The organism is Desulfosporosinus acidiphilus SJ4 (assembly GCF_000255115.2).
Taxonomy (GTDB): domain Bacteria; phylum Bacillota; class Desulfitobacteriia; order Desulfitobacteriales; family Desulfitobacteriaceae; genus Desulfosporosinus; species Desulfosporosinus acidiphilus.
Genome location: NC_018068.1, coordinates 577197 through 600380 on the forward strand (window position 1 = coordinate 577197; position 23184 = coordinate 600380).

Consider the following 23184-nt stretch of genomic DNA (forward strand, 5'->3'; position numbering starts at 1 on the left):
GGTCCATTTAAATTAACTACGGCTGGAATAGAATAAATTATCCATTAGGTGGAAAACTCAATGATTACAGGTGTTTGTTGGGCACGGTTCCCCGATGAACGCGATTGAGGATAACCAGTTTACACGGAATTGGGTCGAGATTTCCAAACAAATTCCGAAACCCGAAGCAATTTTAGCGATATCCGGCCATTGGGTGACGGATGGAACCCGCATCAATGATGATCCCCATCCGGAAATAGTTCATGACATGTACGGTTTCCCTAGAGAACTGTATGAGGTTGATTACCGGCCAAAAGGGGCACCGGAATTAGCCCATTTCACAAAAGATTTGATTCGGGAAAATGTGCAAATTGATAATAGCTGGGGCATTGATCATGGAACATGGTCGATCTTGAACAAGTTATCTGCTTAGGGAATGAATAGGTTAACGACTATGAACCAATCACCTCTTGCTAAAGAATTAATTTCTGTAGCAGGAGGTTTATTTTATCCGTTAATGATACAAGTATCATGACTGAGCGAGAAGACTAACATCATCTAGCTATAAATAATTAAACAAAACTTTTTTATAACTTCCCTATCCTTTTAAAAATCTTTCCGTCTTAATATATGAAAGTAGGTTGGCGCCACCTATTGAACTTTAAAAATGTTAATTTTTGAAGGAGCTTAAAAAATGAAAAATAAAATATTCGCTACAGTTGAGTCCAACAGTTTCTTAATTTTGCGTCTTGCGTTGGGAATTATCTTTTTCGCTCATGGAGCTCAAAAACTCCTGGGTTGGTTTGGCGGTTACGGGTGGACAGGCACTATCGGTTTCTTTTCTTCATTGGGTATTCCCGCTGCATTAGGCGGTTTAGCCATATTAACCGAGTTCTTTGGCGGGATCGCAATTATTCTTGGCTTTTTAACTCGTCCCGCTGTACTTGGGCTTGCCATTGTCAATTTGGTAGCCATAGCCAAAGTCCATGGGGCTAATGGATTCTTCTTAAATGGCCCCACTAATTCCGGCATTGAATACGTTTTTGCTCTGTTCATGATTTCCCTCTTCTTGCTAATTAAGGGTGCAGGATCACTCTCAATTGATAATGCCATTTCAAAGAAACTAAAATAACGGAGGATAAAATGTTAAAATCGCTCATTTCAAAAATATTTTCTAAAGAACAAAGCCAAGTAGTATGCGGCTGTATGAAAGTCACTGCCCAAGAAATCGTAAATGCAGTCAAGAATGGCGCCAAATCCTTTGAAGAGGTTCAAACCGTAACAAAGGTCGGAACCGGTTGCGGAAATTGCGTAGAAAGCAATAAAGCATTGGTCGCATTACTATTGAAATGATTAAAGATTTCTTACGGTATAGATCAAAAGGAGCCTTTTCACGTTCGAAGAACTGATTCCGTATTATAGGAAGATAGAAAAAGGAGATTGAATAATGGATAAACCGGTAATCACTCAAAAATCTCCCGTCCCTGTAGATCTTAAAAAGGGTGAAACTTATTATTGGTGTACTTGTGGCAAAAGTTTTACCCAACCGTTCTGCAACAGAGCACATCAAGGTACTTCCTTTACGCCGATGGCATTTACGGTAGAAAAAGATGAAACTGCTTATCTCTGTGCTTGCAAGCAAACCAAAAATCCTCCTTATTGTGATGGGACACATAAACTCTTTAAGCTTTGGCAGTGATTTAATCCCCTTAGAAGCATCCATACCTCCTATTCTAGAAATATCTTCTGGGAATGAGGTCAAATTTTATTGCTCTATCCCAGGCTTTCCACGTTAAAAACACACGGTGATTTTTTGAGAAACACCGTGTGTTTTTGTGTGAGTTCGAAGTTTCGCAAATACGAACTTAATCTAATTCTTAAACTGGGATGCATTCAAAAAAAGAAAACTTGGATAGCGCTAATAAATTAATATGTGCTTTGGAACAGACTTTCGCTGAACTCCCATAAGTTAAATTCACAAAATCCATAAAACTCAACATTGAAAAACACTTATAGAATACTGCAACTGTTACTGCAACCGAGCTCAAAAATTGCAGTATAAGCTAGTATACAATGTAAATTGAGAACTACAAAACCCTTCAAAATAGGACGTTTCAGGACAATGAAGAACTAGTTAGGATGCTAGTCAACTCACTCGTAATGAGCAGGCCGTCGGTTCGATTCCGACCATCGGCTCCACTGGAAGGGTAGACCCCGCAAGCGATTGCGGGGTTTTTCGTTTCCGTTTTTCGTAGGTGAGCATCCATTTTGGCTATAAAATGTTGGGTAGGACCCATTATAGAGTTCCACCTTCTGTATGGCCATTTGGTTAACGTGTCGTTCGCCCATGATGGCCTCAATTTCTGGGGTATTCATAGCGTTCGTTATTGTACTAACATTACCTGAAGTTATTGTTTTCTGCATTGTGCCTGTTCCACGGTGGTCAGTTTCACAATGGGGTTAATGGGAAGAATGGGTCGCAGAAATTCATAACTTCTTCACGGCTTATTTGAATTACGACTAAAGAAAAAAACACATGCGGTCTTTAAGTGTGGCTTAAAGACCGCATGTGTTTAAGGATGCTTGGCATTCTTGCACCTCAGAATTTTAATGTTTCTTATTGAGCATGTTTACTTTGCTGCAATATTGGCCAATGTTTCTTCTGATTCCTTAACTTCAACATATACAGGGCAACCCATAACGTACATTAAAAGTTGTTTTTTCATTATTGACACCTCCTATTATCTAAAGTTAGATACCAAACGGTACATATTTGGCAATGTAGTTTGTAAGTCCTAGCCAGTAATACCTTGAATTACTATATATATCATCTCCTGGTTTCTATATTTATTTTAAATCTTCTTTTAGCATAAGTAAAATACATAGTTAGAATATAATTTATTGCCAAAATGAATAAATGGAGCTGGGGAATTGATCCTCACCGGTTCAGTGAGTTACTTCCAGTTATTATTTCTGCAGTAAGGCCACTGCAGACCATGACCGTGAAGGTAAGTGTACAGCCTCAAAAGTATGCGTTAAAATACATATATAGTATATAAAAGATTCCATTTGTCTATAAATATAAACCATAAACCCAACAGGAGGATATACCTATGGATATTCGCCAATTAGTTTATTTCGCTGAGGTTGTAAAACAGAAAGGCTTTTCTAAGGCAGGAGAATCCCTTCATATTACTCAGCCAACTATTAGTAAGATGATCAAAAGCATGGAAGACGAATTGGGAGCCACTTTATTGGAACGGACGACTAAAAAAGTTGAACTCACTGATTTAGGAGAGGTTGTCTACAGGCATGCGCTAAACATTGTTCAATCCATGGAAAGTCTTGAAGCGGAATTAGACGATGTACGGCAAGTACGAAAAGGTTATATACGAATGGGCCTTCTCCCTATGATCGGTTATAACTTTATTTCAAGGATCATAGCAGAATTTCAGAAACTTCATCCGCAAATAACGATTCGGATTTTGGAAAACGGTGCACGAGAAGTGGAACATGCTATCTCCCAAGGTGATATTGATCTAGGAATCGTCGTTTTGCCCGTTAGCGAAGACATTTTTGAATGTCTTCCAGTTGTCGAAGAGCACCTGAAGTTACTGGTCCATCCGAAACACCGCCTAGCAAGCAGTAATGAGGTTCGCTTAGAAGAGTTGAAAGAGGAAACGTTTATTTTCTATCCGGAAAACTTCGCGCTTTACTATCACATAAAGGAAGCCTGCCAGAAAGCAGGCTTTAATCCTAATGTACTTTATGAAAGTTCTCAATGGGATTTTATAAGTGAAATGGTTGCAGACAACCTTGGAATTGCTTTTTTGCCGGATAGTATATGCAAAAATTTGGATTCTTCCCGAATAAAGGTTATTCCTTTGGCACCGCCAGGTATACCTCGTTACTTGGCATTCATTTGGCAGAGAAATACTTATCTGAAGTTTGCGGCAAGGGAATTTATTAGTTTTGTCAGATCACAACTAGATCCGGTGCTATAGGATGTTTTGGTGCGCTTTTTCTAAGCATTGGCAACACGAGAGGTCATATCTTTTACTTTTTCAATAAATTTTACGAGTGCACTGGTCATTACAGTTTCTTTATGCCTAATAAAGAAGATTTTTGCTGTACTATACTGTGGAGGAACTGGGAATGACTTCAGTAAGCCTTTTTCTTCATACGTTCGGATGGAAGAATGAGGCACAAAGGAAGCCCCTAAGTCTGCAACCACACCCTCAATAATAGAATCTAAATTATTGAATTCCATATACCTAATATTGCATATTCCCTCAGCTTGGAGCCACTTCTCCAAGCTTTTTCTGTTTGGACAACCGGCAGTATTCATCAGAAACGGTTTGCAGCAAATAGTTTTTAATTCACTGTATGCTGGATTTGCAATGAGAACAAGGTTTTCCTCATATACAAGTTCTTCTGCGATATTTTCATGATGAATGGATCTTCCCTTAACAAATGCGCCGTCTAATTTAAACTGAAGGATCTTATAGATCAGGTCATCCACATTAGAAGTAATAAGGGATAAATCCACATTAGGATACTCTTTATGGTATTGGGAGAGCATTTCAGGAAGTTTTAGAGAAGAAATATAATAACTTGTACCAATGGATAAACGTCCTGTTGGGGTATTAGAATCAGTCAATTCTTTTTCGGCTTCGTTAAGCAATTGCAAAATTTTTATAGCATGGGGAAGAAGCTTTTCACCGTCCGGAGTCAGAATCATTCCATGCTGTCTATAAAACAAAGGAGTTTTTAATTCCGCCTCTAACTGTTGAATTCTTGCTGTAACATTGGACTGTACATAGCCTAGTTTATGAGCCGCTTTCGTTATACTGCCTTCCTGAGCAACCGCCCGGAATACTCGTAGATCACCACTCTCCATTTTGAAGACTCCTTTTATCAAATTAAGTGATATACTATATATTTTTATATCATTATATATAATGGATTATAGCGTTGCAAACCTCTCATATCATTTTAAGTGAATGCCGAAATCATTTATAATCGTTTTACGAGATATAAGAATTCTAATATACTTATCTCATCTTAAAAGAAAGAGTTGAAGAGAGACCTTTCTGGAATGGAGAGATTTGTATGCAAAAATCAAATTTAAACAAATGGCTTATTTTACTTGTTGTTACTCTTGTTTCTTTTATCACGAATGTTGACTCTACCATTGTAATTATAGGGCTTCCGAAGTTGATGCAAGGGCTTAATATGTCAATCGAAGTTGGGTTGTTATCTATAACTTCATACATCATCGCGAGTACGGTTCTATTGTTACCGGCCGGGAGATGGGCTGATATTATTGGGACCAAAAGAGTATTTATTCTGGGGTTTTCTATTTTTACGATAGGTACTGTTTTATGCGGAATTGCCTCGTCTGAGACTGGATTGATTTTGTATAGGGTGATTCAGGGAGCCGGAGCAGCCTTAGCCTTGGCGACAGCCACCCCCATCATTGTGAAAAATTTCCCAGAGGAACAGCTTGGATTAGCAATAGGCATCAATGCCACCTCTTGGGTAATTGGGGCATTAATCGGGCCTGTAGCAGGAGGAGCATTAATCGGAAGCTTTGGCTGGCGTTCAATTTTTTTCGTAACCGTACCGTTTGCTTTGTTTGGAGTTATTGGTGCTGCACTAGTATTAAAAGATAAAGAGACTTTGAAGAAAACAGAAACGGACTATCTAGGTATCTTCACGTTTGGACTGGGATTGACTGCTTTAATGGTGGTCCTTTCGGTGGGACAATCCTGGGGATGGGCGTCTACTCCAGTTTTCGAGTTATTTGCAGTCGTTATTGTTATGTGGGGAGCATTTTTAGCTATAGAGATGCGAATTCGACATCCTTTATTCAATTTAAGGCTGTTTAAGTACTTTAAATATTCTACAGGTTTGGGAATTACATTGTGCTATTGTATTGCCTACTTTTCAATAACACTGCTTTTAAGTATTTATCTGCAAGGAGCGCTGCATTTAGATGTTATGGAAGCGAGTTTATTAATGACAGCGTTATCACTACCACAACTCATTATGGGACCTCTGGGGGGAAAGCTTGCTGACCGTTTCGGTGCGACACGTATGATGGTAATAGGTCTTGTGTTTTTAATCCTTGGGATGTTTGCGCTGGGACACCTTGGGAAACAGCTGAATAAGACGTCTATTATTGTTCCTTTAGCGATTATGTCGATATCTAATGGAATAGCCTGGCCATCTATAGCTAAAACTGTATTATCTGCAGTACCACGAGATCAAGCGGGGTCTGCCTCAGGGATGTTTTATACGCTTTATAATTTAGGGCGAGCCTTAAGTCAAACACTTGCCATATTAGTGATTGAGATCAATGTTCCGCCTGCTACTGTCACGAAAGCAATCGTTGGGATGGCGGATTTCGCAAATTTACAGGTCAAGGGGGATTTGATTCATTCTATTGACTCCGGTTTTTACTTCTTCATTATTTTTTTTGCGGCAGCATTTTTATTAGGGCTATCTCTTTTATTTAAGCATCATAAAGAAATAGTGAACAATTAAGGACTAAAAACAGCGCATTTTATAAGGCAAATGTAACAATAAATTGCCCGCATATTCTCAATTGCTGTTAAGCACCCAAAGGGTGCTTTTCTATGTTACTGCACTGATTTATTTTTTAAAAGGTGCCTTCAAATGGGCATGGGGCGAAAAAAAGACCCTCATCAAAGAATGAGGGCTAACCTGATAAGATTTAAGACGTTGTCCAAGGACCGGCTTAGCTAAGCACATTAAATTTTATGATGTTTTGTTTCACTATGTTACTAGATATTGTACAAAACCTAGTATGAAAAAATATTTTCGGGAGGAGTGTGTGGAAGCTACATAGGTTTTCTTAGCTTATATGTTGTATTAGGATTACTGTCATTGAGTATTCTAATCTGCATCTTTTCACCTAATGAACATCTTGTATGGGCCTCTCCGCCTGCTTTGCATCCCAAGCCAATTTCACCATAGGATTGGCAAATGAGAATATTATAACAGTCGAAAACGTAAACATGGTTACCCTTGTCGTTTTGCTCGATCTTATCGGATAAGCTTTCACCATTAATTGGGTAGTTCATGGATATTTCGCCTCCTATAAAATGTTTTAGCCGTTCTTAAGTACGTTTTTGATTCGACATGAGTGGAAAAAAACCTGCTAGAATTGTCTTGAAATAAAATTGATATAATATTACTATTAATATAACATAAAAATAATTTTAAATAAACTACAAAAAGAGGTGAACTTATGAGATTAATTATTTCCTTATTATCATGTGGTCTTATATTTGCCTTTTTTAAGAATCCTGTCATTAATGATTAAATGATACTCAAACATCAGAGGGATTTCTACTTTTAGAGAGCTCGTACTATAACCAAAGGTCATAATTAAGTTGAGAATTATGAATTTGACGTATTCTTGGATAAGATTTATTATTATCACATACCTCAGTTATCTACTAGCAAGCGTTGTATTTTCAAATCTATTCCACCTTCTTTTAATACCCCTCCAAGAGAGGGGCTTTTTTTTAATATCAGAAAGTATAACCTTTGGTTGTATACTGCAAGAAGAGCTAATTCGTGCGAAGACAGTGTCTTCGTCTTCTAGCATAAGTGCAACTAACCTGCCGCTTTCGCCGGAGGCTTAGCGCCAGCTAAGTTTTCTTTACCGGGCTTGGGATAAGGACAAACTGTGAACACTTAAAGATACCCAAGCATAAACTGGACTAAGAGGCGGATAGTATTGGAAGAACATTAAGGTTTCAAAGCGAGGCACGGAGGAGTTATGATGGGGGATATGGAAATCCAGACTCTCAAAGAAGTTGTCATGGAAATCAAAGGTGACGTAAAGGAAGTTAAAGATGCTGTTGCCCGCTTACATCTGCTTATGGTAGAAAATTATGTAACCAGAAAAGAGTTTGAAGCCTATAAGGAGCAGGAATTAAGCAGTCGTCGATGGTGGGTAACGTTTGTAGTCGGGGCAGCTACAGTAGCCATGGCAGTAATTAACGTTGCGAATCATTTCCTTAGTAAATTTATGACGAGATAGATTCGATCCTAGAGAATTGTTAAGGAATCGAAGATTGTCATACTCTTGCTCAGAAACAAATGATTTGAATCACTGTATACAATATTATGTATCGAGAAGGCTAGACACTTATTAAGAACAAAGTTATAATTGAACTACGATTTTTTCGTTTGTAAGGAGCAAAGAGGCTCTACGGCGTACTTAGTACGCTGTTTTAGAGCCTCTTTTTTCTTGCGAAAATACTTTTTCTTCCTACTCTATGAGCCGAAAAGGTTCCTGAATGTTTACACTATTTGATCCCCTTATCGTACAAAATGGCACCACGGATGATGAAGATATGCATTTTCAAAATAACGGAAGCAGCGACGACATTTAAGGCGGGAGGTCAACTAAAATGGCTTTAAACTCCGGGGATATCGCGTTTGTATTTTTGTCTACGATCTTAGTATTTTTAATGACTCCGGGATTGGCGTTGTTTTACGGAGGAATGGTCAGAAAACGAAATGTCCTCTCAATTATGATGCAAAGTTTTGCTGCAATAGGTTTGGTTACAGTAGTTTGGGTAATATTTGGATACTCTCTGGCCTTTGGTCCTGACCATGGACATATCATTGGAGGGTTTAACTGGTTTGCACTGAAAAATGTCGGACTCACGCCTAACCCGGATTATGCAGCTACAATTCCTCATTTGTTGTTTTTTATGTTTCAGCTAATGTTTGCTATTATCACTCCGGCAGTTATAAGCGGTGCAACTGCAGAAAGAATGCGTTTTCCGGCATTTCTCCTGTTCATATTCTTTTGGAGCACTTTCGTTTATATCCCTCTAGCCCATTGGGTGTGGGGAGTTGGCGGCTGGATGAGAAATCTTGGAGTCATGGATTTCGCAGGCGGAACCGTTGTAGAAATGGCCTCAGGAGTGTCAGGCTTAGTAGCGGCTTTAGTTATCGGAAAACGTTTGAGAGTGGGATACGAATTTAATATTCCTCATAATATGCCCAATGTTCTCCTGGGAGGAGGACTGTTGTGGTTCGGTTGGTTTGGTTTCAATGCCGGGGGCGCAATGGGAGCAAATGGACTCGCTGTTTTAGCTCTAACTACAACCCAAATAGCTGGAGCAGCCGGAATGATCGGATGGGCGCTTCTAGAGTGGTTCCATCGTCGGCAAATTACTGTATTTGGAGCCATCAGCGGTATTATTGCTGCTTTAGTGGCGATAACGCCGGCAGCAGGGTTTGTTTCTTCCGGAAGTTCTTTACTCATTGGATTTATTGCTGGAGGAATTTGCTACTTGGGTGTAAGTGTACTTAAGGATAAGCTAGGTTACGATGATGCCCTCGACGTTTTTGGCATTCATGGGATTGGCGGCACGTGGGGTACACTGGCCACAGGGATTTTTGCAGATGTAAGACTTAATTCTCAGGGCCATAATGGTTTGTTCAATGGGGGGGGAATTCATCCGGTGTTAATCCAGCTTCTTGCCATTGTTGCAACGTACGTATTTACGAGCATCATGACGTTTGTTATTTTGAAAGCAGTTGCTTTGTTCACGCCTTTAAGAGCAACAGATGATGAGCAGGTCAACGGCTTAGATTTAACTCAGCACAGGGAAAATGCTTATCCGGATTTTGAACTTAATGAGAATGTGTATATTTAAGCTTAAAGCGCAGTCTCACCGTGTTCTCCGGTTCTGATTCGGATGGCATCTGCAACATCGTAAACAAAAATCTTGCCATCGCCAAATTTTCCTGTTTTTGAAGATTCAACAAGGGCAGTGATGACCTCATCAACCTTAACAGAAGTTACAACAACTTCAAGCTTTATTTTTGGTAATAGTTTAGATACTATTTCTTGACCACGATAAAATTGGGTATATCCTTTTTGATTTCCAAATCCTGAAACATTGGAGACGGTCATTCCATTAATTCCAAGATCAGAAAGAGCTGTTTTAACATCGTTTAGTTTTTCGGGTCTTATAATCGCCTCAATTTTTTTCATAGTTACACCGCCTATTTATCGTTTCTTTTGGGATAATTTTTACATTCTAATTCAGATATGAAATACTAATCTTAAAATTTGATACAATCTTCTTTATTATAACAGAAAGATATTCGAGATAAAATCCTAGTCAAGATGTAATAGGGCTGGGCAATGTTGCGCACACAGGTTCATTTTGAGCCTGGGCAACCAGTTAACAGTGATTTACGATAATAGGTTCACGCTGAAAATTTAATATTTGCTATTTATAAGAAAAACCGGGTCTTAAACCCGGTTTTGTGGTGTCTTCTTTTTAAATGGCGAATTTTTCCCTCGATCAGGCTTGCCGGTTTGTGCAGAATCTGCCGCTTTATTTGACATAAATCACCCCTCCTTTAATTGATAAAGTTCCCTAACGGAGTTAAATGATACCGTGGAATTCATCTCAAAGTTTTACGCTAGGATTTAAAACTGGTTTTTCGTAGTTTCTGTTAGCCAAAGGTGTTGATTGTACGGAACGATTTGCGGTTTGAATAAGCTCTACTCAGGATAAGTAGTTTCTTTGTCTTTTCCATAATCGGTCCGCCCATCCTGGTCTGGTGAATGCCCGCCAGGAAGTGTTTCACGTTTCGGAAAGGGGCGTTTTTTCGTCGAGGGCTGATCCTGCTTCTCCATGGTTATCCCTCCTCTTGATACATTTAGGTTTCCCAGTCCAATCGTAAATTTATACGAAAATCAGATGACTAAAAGAAGAAAATTGGAAGATAAAAGGTTAAGAGATTTGGAAATGGCTTCTGTAGTACTATACAAAGATTATATTGACATGGTATGTAACACATGTTAGACTCAGCGTAGTGAATTTAATAAGTATGCTCTTATCCGGAGTGGTGGAGGGACTAGCCCAATGAAGCCCGGCAACCCGCTTGCTGCATTCAGTAATATTGTGTGCGCAAGCATGGTGCTAATTCTTGCAGGAGTGAATTCTTCTGATAGATAAGAGGAGTGTCGATGAATAAATTTGGCCTCTTCGAACTAGAAGAGGCCTTTTCGATGCCTATAAATGGGCTTTCGAAACGAATTTTTCAGGCCTAGCTCTAGATTACTCTATTTAGAAGGGGAAGTTCTTTGGGAATACGGAAGGATAAAGCGGGAATGAAATCTGGAGGTGGGATGTTTCATGAGTATTGAGAAAACATATGCAGAGATCAACGCGAAGATCAAAGCGGGGAAAGCAGTTGTCGTAACTGCCGAGGAACTTATAGCTCTGGTGGATGAAAAAGGGCTTACAGAGGCAACCCGTCAGGTAGATGTTGTCACAACAGGGACGTTCGCGCCCATGTGCTCGTCGGGAGCTTTTTTAAGTTTTGGACATACAAAGCCACGGATGAAAATGCAGAAAGTTTGGTTGAACGGAGTATCTGCCTATGCTGGGATTGCAGCTGTAGATGCCTATTTGGGTGCTGCGGAATTGCCTGAGGACGACCCGTTAAACAATAATTTTCCGGGTGAGTTCCGCTATGGCGGCGGTCATGTTATTCAAGATTTGGTGGCCCGCAAACCGGTTAAGCTTAAGGCTATAGCCTATGGAACGAATTGTTATCCTCGCAAGGCAATTGAGACGATGATAACTCTGGATGAGATCAATGAGGCTATCCTTTTCAATCCGCGCAACGCTTATCAGAATTATAACTGTGCGGTGAATTTAACGGATCGGACGATCTACACTTACATGGGAATGTTGAAACCTCATTTAGGCAATGCAAACTATTCCACCTCAGGAGAACTGAGCCCCCTTTTGAAAGATCCTCATTTTAAAACCATTGGGGTAGGGACGAAGATTTTTCTCGGCGGTGGAGTGGGCTATGTTGCCTGGAACGGTACGCAGCATTTTCCATCGATTACGAATGTCGACGGAAAAGAACTTTGTGGCGCCGGAGGCACATTAGCTGTCATCGGAGACCTGAAGCAGATGAGTCCAAAGTGGCTGGTGGGCACTAGTTTTCTGGGTTATGGTGCAACTCTCAGCGTTGGAATAGGGATACCAATTCCCATACTTAATGAAGAAATCGCTCGGTATGCCGCTGCGAAGGACGAAGAGTTATTTGCACCCGTCGTAGACTACGGAGAGGCTTATCCTTCGTTTACTCCCGGAAACTTGGGTTACGTCAGTTATGCAGATTTGAAAAGCGGTAAGATCACGGTTCAGGGAAAAGAAATTCAAACGTCACCGCTCTCAAGCATGCCAAGAGCCAGAGAGATTGCCTCGACTCTCAAAGAATGGATCCGCAAGGGCGATTTCTTATTGACTGAGCCGGTTAAACCCCTTCCATCCCCGGCAGATGGGATTGTGGCTCACAGTATAAAGGAGGTATGATTATGGCTCCGAAAAGAATTGTTTTGCGCTTCGGAACTGATATTTCGGTAAAGCCGATCGTTTACCGTCTGGTAAAAGATTTCGATTTAGTCGTTAATATTGTCAAAGCAGATGTTAATCCTCAAAAAGAGGGAACCATGGTTTTAGAGGTCACAGGAGAGCAAAGTGAAGAAGGACTGGCCTATTTACGTGGGTTGGGGGTTTCGGTAGAAGATCTTAGGCAGGGAATTGTCCGCAATGAAGAAAAGTGTGTGATGTGCGGAGCATGTACTGGACTTTGCCCGACAGGGGCCTTATACCTAGAGCGCCCATCCATGGAAGTTCATTTTGATGAAGATCAGTGCATTGTCTGCATGCTTTGCACTAAAATTTGTCCCATGCGGGCCATGGAGGTTCATCTCTAAGTGGACTTTACAGAACGCACATACCGCCAGCGGCACCGGCAAGATGATCTTCTGCATTTTCAAGTCACGGTCCAAGAAACTGATCTGGATATTGGAGTGCGCAGAGAACGATTTTCCCGAGAATTGGTGGAATGGATCGAAGAAACAATCAGAGCTTGCCGAAAACCACTAGAAACTTATATTCAGCAGGATTCGGAATTTCTAAAAGCATTAACTCCCTATGAAGTACCAGAAGATGCCCCGGCCATCGTGAAAACTATGGCAGAAGCCGGACGAATGGCCGGGGTTGGCCCTATGGCGGCTGTAGCTGGGGCTGTGGCAGAGTGGGTGGGCAAAGCAATAGCTAAACGTTCTCGGGATGTTATTGTCGAAAACGGCGGGGATATTTTCATGAAAACAACTCGTTTTCGCAAAGTAGGAATCTTCGCCGGGGACTCTCCCCTGTCAAATCGGATAGCTCTTGAAGTCCATCCGGAACAAACTCCTCTTGGGATTTGCACGTCCTCCGGCAAAGTGGGGCCATCGTTAAGTTTCGGAAAAGCCGATGCCGTAGTCGTTCTTTCATCCTCTGTGGCTTTGGCCGATGCTGTGGCAACAGCTTGTGGTAATCTTGTGCAATCGGAGCGGGATTTGGAAAAGGCCGTCAACTTTGCCTCTCAAATCCCAGGAATTAGCGGGTGTTTGGCTATCAAGAAAGATCAGTTAGCTGCCTGGGGAACTATGAAAATAGTTCCCATGAAAGTATAAATTGATTAAAGTTTTACCGAAATAATTAAACCAATCAGGTAAACAATATAGTGAGTTATTAGTTATATTCTAAAGTCTCTATGATTAAAATGATAAAAGTATTAAAAAAGTATAAACAAATAAAAAAGTATTAACGAATAAAAACAGGATGGCAAATATGACATAAATATAATGAAAATAAAGAAACCTTAGCTTTCGCTAAGATACTGTCTTCGCAAAAATTAGCAGTCTTGCAGCCTCTGGCGAAAGCGGCAGATTTGGTTTGACTTATGCTAGAAGACGAAGACACTGTCTCGCACCTATTAACTCTTCTTGCAGTCTTTAACAGAAGGTTATACTTTCTGATAGGCATAAAAAAGGCCTCCCCGTCGGGAGGTTTTAGTTTTGCGCAATTATCTTTATCTTTCATCTTTTTGATCCTTTGTACAACCCTAATTTAGCACGAAATACGAAAGGAATCAATGCCCATTTTTTGGCTGACTTTTTCTTACAAATATTATAGAAATTAGTTTTGTCAAGGAGATAATTAATCATTTTTTTTTTGATCTTTAACGGTAACTCGAGTGCTAATTATAATGATTGCAGGATAGGATAAATTGAATAAAAATGCCCAAGACAGGGGGCTGGTTATGAGTAAGATGTCAGAACTCATGGATTTTCCGGAAAATTGGCTGCCTATTGGCGGAAATCTCGCATCCAATTGGAATTTTAACCAGGATTCACAGGATCAATTTTGCTTAGAGATTTCTAATTCGGGAAGCAATAGAGCGGGAATTATCCAAACCGAAAATAATTGTTTAGAGGTTCGCGGCAACAAACGCTGGTTTATATGTGGAGTTTATCAAAGCGAATACCCGAACGTAAAGGCCTATGTGCGGCTCTATCCCATATTTGCAAATGGAGATGTGCCGTTACCATGGATGTTTTGCTTTAACTCAAGGTCAAAAACTGGAAAAACGTTTGAATTTAGGCACTTTATTAATATCGATCCGAAGATTGTAGCTCTGCGTCTGGAGACGGGAATTATCGGATCCGGTCAGCTCATAATCAGTAAATTAATTGCTTATCCCATGATCCCAAGACATTATCGAGGAATCTACAAAGTTGAACCGGTAAAACAGGTGGATCATATCCACTCAATTGGAGAGATTCTTAAACCGGTCCGGCTTGCGGCACCAATTCCCTTAAACATTCCCGTTAATGTTCAAGCGAGGGTTGATAGTGATATTCGTAATTTAACTTCACAGCGTGACAGGGTACAAATCTATGGAAGCAGCCATGTGCCTTTGGCGACAACCGGTACCGGCCGGGTCCAAGCGGAAATCAGCGGCCATGGATTTCAAGAAAGTATTGAAGAGGCAGAAGTCGGTCAGACGATCTCATATTCAACGATTCGTGATGTTTCAGCACTTTCCCGGTATTCTTTTGCTGTTTACAATAGGGGATCACAGCCTGCCAATGTGCAGGTTGAGCTGAGTCCCGATGGCCTACACTGGCTGAAGGTGGGGAAGAGAGAAAGGGTGGAACCGGAAACCTTGATTATGATTCCCCCCCAAGAATTCCTGCGCTATACTCGTGTAAGCTGTGAGGCGGAAGGTTTAACCACCTTAAGAATTTGGGTTCAAGCTCAAAATTAAACGCAAAAACATAGCATGTAAGGAGTGAATTTCACTAGTTTATTACGTAAAAGGTGGGGCGGAAATGGCTTTAGTGAATCAGGTCTATAATAGTCATTTCCTGTTAGGTCAAGAAAACCGTCCGGATTTTCCTGATGGCTGGGTTCAAGCAGGTGGAGACAGTGCTACAACGTGGGAATGGCTTGGCTCTCCTCAGGGATCAAGGGCCGTGGAGATCATTCATCCGTCGGGGCCAAGAGCAGGGATTAGCTTAGGAAATGATGTTTTAGTCCCGGCGGGAGAAAGTCAGCGCTGGGAACTTAAAGTTGTTCTTCAGGCTGAACCAAGCGGAATTCCTTGTTACATCCGTATCTACCTTGGTGCCGTAAGTCAGCTCCAATTTGCTGTGCGCCCGGAATCGGAGCCGGAATCTTTTACGCGAGTTTTTGCGACGCCTGTTGGGGTCACAGCCCTTAGGATTGAAGTAGGGATTTTGGGAGCGGGAAGTCTGACAATTCACGAGGTTCAGGCCTGGAGGCTGTACCCTGAGCGAGAATTACGCTTAGATGATAAAGGACAAGTGTATGTTCGCCATATCGACTCTCTTGGGAAAATTCAAACGCCGGTATCGGTGAATGTTATTAACAAGACCCCCCTGCCCGTTGATATAAGAACACCTATAAAAACGGAGCTGCGTAATCTGATGCCTTCTCGCGATGGTGTGAAAATTTTCAGCAGCGAAGGTGCCCCTATTATCTCAAAACCTGATGGTTCACTTCCGGTAACGGTGTCAGGAAGAAAATTTCTTCAACGAGTGGAGATGGTAAGCTCCAGAGATATGGGTTCGACCGTTACGAACGATGTCTCTGAAGCAACTGTCTATTCTTATGCAATATATAATATGGGAATCGAAGAAAGTCTCGTTCAACTCCAAATAAGTCCTGATGGAGTGATTTGGACTGCAGATGATGTGGACAGAGAAGTTTTGCCGGGTGATCTTATTGTGATTACTCCTAACTATTTCCTTCGTTATATTCGTCTGGCATATCAAGCACAGATTCCCGGGTCTATGATTTCTTTAATGATTTGGTTTCAAAGCCAAAATTAGGAAGTTTATCATGAACGAATTGTTCTCCCTCAAAATATACTGGATTACATGAGAGGCTCGTATATAGAGGGGTGTTTGGCTATGGATGGTTTAGCTTTAATTTTTATTTTGGCCGTAGTGGTGGAAAAAATAGTTGAAATCTTTAAGGATATCGTTTATGCAATCCCATTTTTCCCGGATAAGTTTAGACCTTTAACTTTAGAACTTCTGAGTTTAGCTTGCGGATTAGTTCTTGCCTTTCAGTGTAACATCAACGCCTTACTATTGATCAATGTTAATACAACGAATCCAATCATAGGATTTATTATTACCGGCTTGGTCATTGGCAAGGGTGCTAATTTTGCTCATGATTTTTTTCATACGGTGGGAAAAAATCGACTTTCTCCCAAGGTATAAGGTTGGGTGCCGGGTCTAAAATTGATTGATATTGTTCTAGTTTTCCATAGGTGCCCTCAGGATCAAGCTCTTTATAACGGTAGTATTTAGCTAAACGGTCTTGCGGTCTGATCCAGCCAAGATGTTTGATTCGGAGAGGGCTGGCGGCGCTTCGTAATTCAATAATATTAACTGGAAACCTTCCGCAGTGTTGGGGGGTTTCCCGCCATTTTGCCTGAAACCCTTGAACATTGCGAACAATAAAGGGACGATACCAATGGTGAGCCTGCCAGAGTGAGTCATCACGGTAGTGAGTTTCAGTCCATAGATCATAAAGACGAAAGCTATAATAATCGACATCTTGGGAGTACTTTAGCAATTCTCTCAAGTGGCTTGGAGCATTTTCCTCAAACAGTTCATCAGCATCTAAAATGACAATCCACTCTGAATTGGAAGACAGAGCCATTTCCCAGAGTTGCTTGCGGAGAAAAATTTCGTTATGAAACATGGGTTTGTGGTTAGAATGGAGAGTTAAAGGAATTCCCCGAAGGAGTTCCCGACAGAGATGAACAGTATTGTCTACACTGGCGTCATCTAATATTACTGCCTGGTCGATATACTCTGTTGCTTGCTTAAGGACTCTTTCAAGATACCGGTCGGATTCATTGCGTACCAGCATAGCCAGCGTAATTTTTCCCTTTTCAACATGAACCTGCGGATGGGAATTCAACTGTGAAAGCTTTTGTTGGGAAGGGAGTGGCGGAATTTCGTTGAGACTGATAACTTGTTGTAATTCTGCTAGAGTTTCTTTGTAGTTTTGTAATTTTTCCAGTTCAGATTCCCGATAGATATGAAACGGCGGGTAATGAGTGTCAGCGAAGAGCTCAAGGCCCAAAGCTGCAGCTCTTATACAGAAGTGGCGATCTTCGCCGGTCAGCCCCAAATTATAGATCTCCTGAAACGATACGCCTTGTTCCAGAGCATGCCGGCTTATTAGTGTACAAGCGCCCAGGCCTCCGACTTTATAAGTTCCGGGACGGGAAAGCATTTGCATAAAGTCCTGTGTTCGGAGATTTGTTTCCTCTTCAGTAAGTGATTCATCTCTTCCCGAGGAATAGAGGGTATATTGATCGCGAATCCATACTTGTGGCAGAGGAATTAAGTCCGGGTTCCAACGAGTCCAAAAAACTTCGGAGACAATATCTTTATTGAGTGAAAGAAGATGAACAAGGGTATTAGGGTTAAGCCAGAGATCAGAATCTACGAGAAAAAGATAATCGAACATTTCGTCGAGGGCGAGTTTAATAAAATGATCTTTATAACAGGCAACCTTCCAAATGAGGTCCTCCCTCCAATGATGAGTAGTTTCATCGCGGAGATAATCCCCATTAAGGTTACCGGGATAAATTCGAACCTTAGGTTGATCTTGGGCAAATTGGGACAGGAGTTGGTGGTCATTTTGATCATCAATGAATGCAAAGTGGACTTCTAGATTTGTTGTCTTCAATTGAGTCAAAGAAGCAAGAAATTCGGAGAGAATTTTTTCATTTTGTTTGACGGGGCTGGCAATCAGAACCCGGTGTTTCATTGCTGTTTGTTCCTGCCTTTCCTTTGGGTAGTTATCACCATACATTATGCAATTGTTTTTAGCAGGAAGAGGGAATTCATATGATGTTTCAGCGAAAGGATGACTATCCATAGAAGCTTGAAGGATATTTGTGAGCAGACTTTTTGCCTGCTCATGGGTAAAAAGTCTAAGAGTGCCAATTTGGAGGCAGCGTTCTAGGTCTAATCTTGCCGCAGGGTGGTTCCTGAACAAGAAGTGTGCCGTTCCTCTAAGAAAGAGGAAATCCGCATGGTCTGGGTACATGATGAGTACCTTGTTTGCGAAACTTCGTAAGCTGACTACATCGCTTAACTGTAAATATCCAAGGGCCACATTTAATAACACATCTTCAAAGTATCCCTCACGGCCAGTCATGTTGGCGAGGGCTTTCGTCATGTGATTTAGTCCTGCCGCTATAGAGTTTTGCTGGTAGTATTCCAGTCCAAGACAGTAGAGAAGAAATGGGTTTCCGGAGTCTTTGAGTAATTCGTTTTGGATAATCTCGCAGTTGCGGGCGAACTTATTTTTTAATTTTAGACGGTCTTTAAGATAACCCGAGTGGTGAACTGTAAGATTGGCAGAGGTTAAGCCCGTGCCTCCCTTTCTTCTTAGGATAGCCGGAGTGACTTGTTCATGAATGGCTCCCTCAAATCGATACTCCGGTTTATTTCGAAATAAGCGCACTGCTTGATCTTCCGATTCTCCCAGTGACGGCCCCAGATAGCTTTTAATGGTTAGAAAATAGCCTTCCACTTGCCGATTATTTAAAAGCTCGAAAAAAGAATCTACGTTCACAGTCTGAAGTTCTTCATCAGCATCTAAAACCAAAATCCAGTCAGAAGAGGCATTCTCAAGGGAAAAATTTCTCGCGGCGGAGAAATCCCCGGTCCAAGCAAAAGGAATCACTTTTGCCCCCCAAGCAAGGGCTATATCGGGTGTTCTATCGTTACTTCCCGTATCTACCACAATCATCTCGTTCACTAAACCTTGGACACTTTTCAGGGAAGCGGGGAGGCAATCGGCTTCGTTTTTTACGATCATACATAGACTAACAGTTGACATATTCATTGACTCTCCACTCGCTTCCGAAAATTTTTATAAAGTTTTGTTTGAGGTTTTCCAGCCTTTGATCGTATCCCCTAAGAAGAAAAGATAAACCATTCTCAGAAGACTTCAAAAGAGTTTCCAGGGCTTCGCCCCAACGCTGAACAAAATGATTTGGGGATTTCCGAGAGGATGGGTGATTCAGGTAACGGAGGTAATCCTGATAGAGTTCAGTAGCCATGGGAATTGTTTCTCGCTCACGAATGTTGGGCAGGTCGGGTTGAATAGTACCTTTGTTATCTTGAACAATATTACGGATGATAGAAAGGAGAATGAATGCTTCACCTCGGTTTAAGGGGTTTCGCCAGAGATGGATGGCGGAGAGTTTTGCTTCCGGATAATTTCCGAGGAAGATTAAGGCAATGATGGAGAGAGTTTGAGCTGAGGAAAAATAAGATGAGTTCTTTGGTATTTGACGTAATAGGTTTAACCCCATGTTCAACCTTCCGGAATAAATGCAGTACTTGCCTAAATCTAAGAGAAAACGTTTATCTTCAAGAAAGCATTCTCTGTTAGAGTCAAGACAAAGGAAAGCTTCTTCAACATGGCCGGAAAGATAGAATAAGTTTGCCGCAGTGAGGCAGAGGATCGGATTTGCCAGGTATCCTTTTTGGGCTAGAATTTGATAACAATTTGCCGGACCTTTTTCACTGAGCAGGATCAAAATGAGAGGATAGAGGGGGTAGGGATACTTGGGATTGGTGTCGAGAGCAGTGACATAGGCATTGAAAGCCTCAGCTTTTTTGTCAAGTTTTTCATAGCAAAAACCAAGATGATAATGAGCTAAGAAACTTTCCGAACCTGTAAGATGACTAAACAATGCCGGGGGACTGCCGCAGAGGAGTGCGTGGTTAAACCATTTGAGGGCTGCAAGATATTCCCCCATCTCTTCCAGGAGAATTCCGCCGAAGTAAAAGATATCTGTGTAGATGGGGTAGCTGAGGCTTGCTTCAAGGCAGAGGCAAAAAGCTTCATCAGGTTTACCCAGCTCTCGCAAGCAAAGAATTAGATATTTCAAAGCCGGGGCACGAAAAAGGAGATTTTCATCACCGAGGCTGCGATAGGCTTTCTGTAAAAGGGGAAGAGCATAGCTTCCTTTGCCGAGCATGAGCCATTCGACTCCCAGATAATACTGCAAAAAGGGATTCAGGGGGTTTTCTTTTGATGCTTGGAGCAGTAAGCGAAGATTGCGGTTTCGCTTTTTATGCTGAACGCGCAGAGGAAGAGGTTTGTGCTCTATCAATGGACTTTGAGCAAGGCCAACCTTTTCCGGGTCGGGAATGGATACTTGTTCATGAATCTTTCCCACGTAACGATAGAGATCATTATTTTTGAATATTCTTATGACATAGAACGTATTAAATTCTCCGGTGGAATTCGAAATCGGGTTATGCAAAGGAAGTAAAAATGCTTCTTTGTCACCTGCATCCCTAATAAGCATCCGAAGACTGCCAGGTTCACCTTGGATAATTTCGTCGGCATCCAGAGATAAGATCCAGTCTCCTGCTGCCTGTTGAAGCGCAAAGTTGCGAGCAGCACTGAAATCTCCAGTCCAAGAAAAAGTATAAATTTGGTCGGTAAAACGCTGAGCAATGGTTAAGGTCTGATCCGTCGAGCCTGTGTCGACAATGATGATTTCGTCAACTTCATGGCGGACATGTTCCAGGCATTCAGCCAGAAAGGCAGCTTCATCTCTGACGATCATCGTTAGGCTAATCTTTGGCTTCATGATAATCAGAGCCTCCTTCTGCCAGCTTAACGAAGGTTTGATTGGCCGGGAATTTTGCCAAAGCTTCCTGCAGGATGTTCTGCCGCGAAGCGGTATAAAGATCAATAAGTCGCAGGTAAGGGCGGGGGGAGTTGGGATCCAATTTCAGGGCGACTTGGTAATCCTGTTCCGCTTCGAATAATTTACCTAGATGGGAATAGATTTCTGCACGTTGAAAATGAATTTCGGAGGTTGGTTTTTGTTCGAGTGCTGTATTTAAAAAAGGAAGGGCCTGAATTTCTTGTCCATAGTTCATAAAAATCTGGGCTATTTGCAGGGCATATTCACATAAGCATTCCGAAGTAATGGTTTGTAAGAAAAATAAGGCTCTCTCTATTTCTTGTAAATTGACGAGACGCTGAACAATATCCAGCAATAACAGCACGCCGTCTGAATTCAGGTTTATTTGCCCGGAAGGATTTGTTTTATCCTGTGTCATTAAAAACAAAGAGAGGACATTTTCCGTATTTTGTTCTAAACCCAGAGCATAGAGTTCTTTCCATATGGAGCGAACTTTGTGAGGCATATCTTGAAGCCAATAGCAAAACAAACGATTTAAAACAGCGAGTGCATAGTCGGGGCTTTCAGGAGTAAAGTCTTCCAGGAGTCTTAAACTTTCAAAGTATCTTCGAGCCTGCAGGAGGCAAATTGCTCTTTTTAATTTAAGCTGCGACATTACCGGGACGCCGTCAGCGGCTTTTTCAAAATAGTCTAAGGCAAGGTCATAGGCTCCATGTTTATAGTAGATTTCTCCCATGAGTCGGTTTGCTTCAGGAGTACAAAAATCACAAATTCTTTTAAGGCATTCCTCCGCATAGTCCGGTTCTTGAGCGGGTTTCAAGATACTGACAAGGCTTTCCAGAGCAAGAGTGAAATTGGGGTTGTCCCGAAGGCTTAAAAGATAGTATTTAAGTGCTTCTTCTTCATCTAAAAACAATTCGGCAATTTGGGCCAGGCAGTAATACGAACGAAAGCCTCTAACCCCGCCAAAGGAAGCGTATTGAGGAGGCTGTTCCGGCATGGATAGAGCTTGTAGAAAAGCATTCCGGGCTTGAGAATAATGTTTAAGGTCTCGCTGCAGGAGCCCGCTATAATAATAGAGGTCAGCATAGTTTGGGAAAAGCTTTAAACCAATTTCCGCAGTATTCAGAGCTTCCTTTAATTGTCCGGAGGACTGTTGAGCGATCACAAGGTAGCGTAAAAGCTTAGGGAAATAAATCGTATGGGGGTCAGTATTTTCAGCAGCCTGGATGAAGATCTCGGACGCTTCCGTATAACGTTCAGCACGAAAAAGCTCCACGCCGTAATGGAATTGCAGCAAACGATTGGCCGGTTGTTTGGCAAGTTCTTTTTCTATCAACGAAATGTTACGGTATTTTTTATCTTTAACCTGGATCAAATGATCTGAATAGCCGTAATGAAGAATTGTAAAATCTTCGGCAATCTGATACTTTGCCTGGGTATTTTTCTCTAAAATAACGTCGGCTATTTGTTCATGAATAGCTCCGCGAAAGCGATACTCCTTCTTATTGCGAAAAAGCCGGAAAACAAGATCGGGGACGGTTTCGGTCCACCCTTCCCTTCCCAGGTAATTGATGATTTTCACGAAATATCCTTCAATGTCTTCGCACTCAAGTAATGGGGTCAAACGATCCCGGCTGGAAGGCGATAATTCTTCATCAGCGTCCAGAAAAAGTACCCAATCCCCTTGAGCTCTATCTAAGGAGGAGTTTCGAGCATCGCTAAAATTGTCATTCCAAAGAAAATGGTGAACTTTTGCTCCATGTTGTTGAGCTATGTCACAGGTTGAATCGGTGGAACCTGTATCAACAATGATGATTTCATCGACAATATCGGATACACTCTTTAAGCAGCGGTTTAAATTGTCTGCTTCGTTTTTTACAATCATACATAAACTGATTTTTATGGCCATGATCTCTCTGCCTTTTTAAGTTTTCTCCACTGCAATACTATATGCGCTCGAAAAGTGAAACTTTACGGGACAAATGGGAATAGCATATAGTATGCAATCTGTTAAAAAATGGATTGCACAAGGAAGGAAGGGAGAATTCT

Annotated in this window: 22 protein-coding genes and 1 riboswitch; of the genes, 14 read left to right on the forward strand and 8 right to left on the reverse strand. The window is 41.4% G+C overall.

From position 1 onward, the window contains the following. The first annotated feature begins 94 nt into the window (after positions 1-94). The 4 genes from DESACI_RS02820 to DESACI_RS02835 all read left to right on the forward strand — a co-directional run bounded on the left by DESACI_RS02820 (position 95) and on the right by DESACI_RS02835 (position 1678). Entirely contained in the window at positions 95-412 is a 318-nt protein-coding gene (locus DESACI_RS02820; protein WP_242833116.1) for a dioxygenase family protein, read from the forward strand. Positions 413-673: 261 nt separating this feature from the next. Continuing rightward, positions 674-1111, forward strand: coding sequence for a DoxX family protein (locus DESACI_RS02825; RefSeq protein WP_014825652.1), 438 nt, complete (start codon positions 674-676; stop codon positions 1109-1111). Between the two features lie 11 nt (positions 1112-1122). Next, positions 1123-1332: a (2Fe-2S)-binding protein gene (locus DESACI_RS02830; RefSeq protein WP_014825653.1), complete on the forward strand. Its 210-nt coding sequence runs from the start codon at positions 1123-1125 to the stop codon at positions 1330-1332. Positions 1333-1426: 94 nt separating this feature from the next. Next, a complete protein-coding gene (locus tag DESACI_RS02835; protein WP_014825654.1) occupies positions 1427-1678 on the forward strand; it encodes a CDGSH iron-sulfur domain-containing protein in 252 nt (83 codons plus the stop codon). 452 nt (positions 1679-2130) lie between these two features. On the opposite strand, the gene DESACI_RS24410 is transcribed toward DESACI_RS02835, so the two are convergent. Beyond that, positions 2131-2403 carry a hypothetical protein gene (locus tag DESACI_RS24410; protein ID WP_158310141.1) on the reverse strand — a complete coding sequence of 91 codons (273 nt, stop codon included), beginning with the start codon at positions 2401-2403 and terminating at the stop codon, positions 2131-2133. A 689-nt stretch (positions 2404-3092) separates the two neighbouring features. Here DESACI_RS24410 and DESACI_RS02840 point away from each other — a divergent pair. Then, the gene (locus DESACI_RS02840) at positions 3093-3983 is read left to right on the forward strand and encodes a LysR family transcriptional regulator (protein WP_014825656.1); all 891 of its coding nucleotides are present in this window, start codon (positions 3093-3095) and stop codon (positions 3981-3983) included. A 20-nt stretch (positions 3984-4003) separates the two neighbouring features. Here the strand turns inward: DESACI_RS02840 and DESACI_RS02845 are convergent, their stop codons facing one another. Beyond that, positions 4004-4879: a LysR family transcriptional regulator gene (locus DESACI_RS02845; RefSeq protein WP_014825657.1), complete on the reverse strand. Its 876-nt coding sequence runs from the start codon at positions 4877-4879 to the stop codon at positions 4004-4006. A gap of 212 nt (positions 4880-5091) precedes the next feature. Here DESACI_RS02845 and DESACI_RS02850 point away from each other — a divergent pair, with 212 nt between their 5' ends. Further along, the gene (locus DESACI_RS02850) at positions 5092-6528 is read left to right on the forward strand and encodes an MFS transporter (protein WP_014825658.1); all 1437 of its coding nucleotides are present in this window, start codon (positions 5092-5094) and stop codon (positions 6526-6528) included. Between the two features lie 317 nt (positions 6529-6845). On the opposite strand, the gene DESACI_RS02855 is transcribed toward DESACI_RS02850, so the two are convergent. Next, positions 6846-7088 (reverse strand): hypothetical protein, encoded by a 243-nt coding sequence (locus DESACI_RS02855; protein WP_014825659.1) that lies wholly within the window; start codon positions 7086-7088, stop codon positions 6846-6848. 704 nt (positions 7089-7792) lie between these two features. Between DESACI_RS02855 and DESACI_RS02860 the strand changes: the two genes are divergently transcribed. Together DESACI_RS02860 and DESACI_RS02865 are read left to right on the forward strand one after the other, a co-directional pair. Continuing rightward, positions 7793-8056, forward strand: coding sequence for a hypothetical protein (locus DESACI_RS02860; RefSeq protein WP_148271259.1), 264 nt, complete (start codon positions 7793-7795; stop codon positions 8054-8056). 373 nt (positions 8057-8429) lie between these two features. After that, positions 8430-9689: an ammonium transporter gene (locus DESACI_RS02865; protein WP_014825661.1), complete on the forward strand. Its 1260-nt coding sequence runs from the start codon at positions 8430-8432 to the stop codon at positions 9687-9689. Positions 9690-9691: 2 nt separating this feature from the next. On the opposite strand, the gene DESACI_RS02870 is transcribed toward DESACI_RS02865, so the two are convergent. Further along, positions 9692-10030: a P-II family nitrogen regulator gene (locus DESACI_RS02870; RefSeq protein ID WP_014825662.1), complete on the reverse strand. Its 339-nt coding sequence runs from the start codon at positions 10028-10030 to the stop codon at positions 9692-9694. A gap of 519 nt (positions 10031-10549) precedes the next feature. After that, positions 10550-10684 carry a hypothetical protein gene (locus DESACI_RS25355; RefSeq protein WP_014825663.1) on the reverse strand — a complete coding sequence of 45 codons (135 nt, stop codon included), beginning with the start codon at positions 10682-10684 and terminating at the stop codon, positions 10550-10552. Between the two features lie 197 nt (positions 10685-10881). Beyond that, positions 10882-11009, forward strand: a riboswitch (SAM riboswitch). 177 nt (positions 11010-11186) lie between these two features. Here DESACI_RS25355 and DESACI_RS02875 point away from each other — a divergent pair. The 6 genes from DESACI_RS02875 to DESACI_RS02900 all read left to right on the forward strand — a co-directional run bounded on the left by DESACI_RS02875 (position 11187) and on the right by DESACI_RS02900 (position 16654). Then, complete coding sequence (locus DESACI_RS02875; RefSeq protein ID WP_014825664.1) at positions 11187-12383, forward strand: homocysteine biosynthesis protein; 1197 nt, start codon at positions 11187-11189, stop codon at positions 12381-12383. Positions 12384-12385: 2 nt separating this feature from the next. Beyond that, a complete protein-coding gene (locus tag DESACI_RS02880) occupies positions 12386-12787 on the forward strand; it encodes an NIL domain-containing protein (RefSeq protein WP_014825665.1) in 402 nt (133 codons plus the stop codon). After that, a complete protein-coding gene (locus DESACI_RS02885) occupies positions 12788-13534 on the forward strand; it encodes a UPF0280 family protein (protein WP_014825666.1) in 747 nt (248 codons plus the stop codon). Positions 13535-14163: 629 nt separating this feature from the next. Then, positions 14164-15171, forward strand: a complete 1008-nt coding sequence (locus DESACI_RS02890) for a DUF6385 domain-containing protein (protein WP_014825668.1) — start codon at positions 14164-14166, stop codon at positions 15169-15171. 64 nt (positions 15172-15235) lie between these two features. Beyond that, positions 15236-16258, forward strand: coding sequence for a DUF6385 domain-containing protein (locus tag DESACI_RS02895; RefSeq protein ID WP_014825669.1), 1023 nt, complete (start codon positions 15236-15238; stop codon positions 16256-16258). Between the two features lie 81 nt (positions 16259-16339). After that, positions 16340-16654 carry a hypothetical protein gene (locus tag DESACI_RS02900; protein ID WP_014825670.1) on the forward strand — a complete coding sequence of 105 codons (315 nt, stop codon included), beginning with the start codon at positions 16340-16342 and terminating at the stop codon, positions 16652-16654. On the opposite strand, the gene DESACI_RS23395 is transcribed toward DESACI_RS02900, so the two are convergent. Genes DESACI_RS23395 through DESACI_RS02915 form a run of 3 tightly spaced genes read right to left on the reverse strand, consistent with a single transcriptional unit; the run spans position 16593 to position 23044 of the window. After that, the gene (locus DESACI_RS23395) at positions 16593-19307 is read right to left on the reverse strand and encodes a glycosyltransferase family 2 protein (protein ID WP_014825671.1); all 2715 of its coding nucleotides are present in this window, start codon (positions 19305-19307) and stop codon (positions 16593-16595) included. The genes DESACI_RS02900 and DESACI_RS23395 overlap by 62 nt on opposite strands. Next, positions 19288-21072, reverse strand: a complete 1785-nt coding sequence (locus DESACI_RS02910; protein WP_014825672.1) for a glycosyltransferase family 2 protein — start codon at positions 21070-21072, stop codon at positions 19288-19290. The genes DESACI_RS23395 and DESACI_RS02910 overlap by 20 nt, the downstream gene beginning before the upstream one ends. Continuing rightward, positions 21056-23044 carry a TPR domain-containing glycosyltransferase gene (locus tag DESACI_RS02915; RefSeq protein ID WP_014825673.1) on the reverse strand — a complete coding sequence of 663 codons (1989 nt, stop codon included), beginning with the start codon at positions 23042-23044 and terminating at the stop codon, positions 21056-21058. Before DESACI_RS02915 ends, DESACI_RS02910 begins: the two co-directional genes overlap by 17 nt. Positions 23045-23184 lie beyond the last annotated feature (140 nt).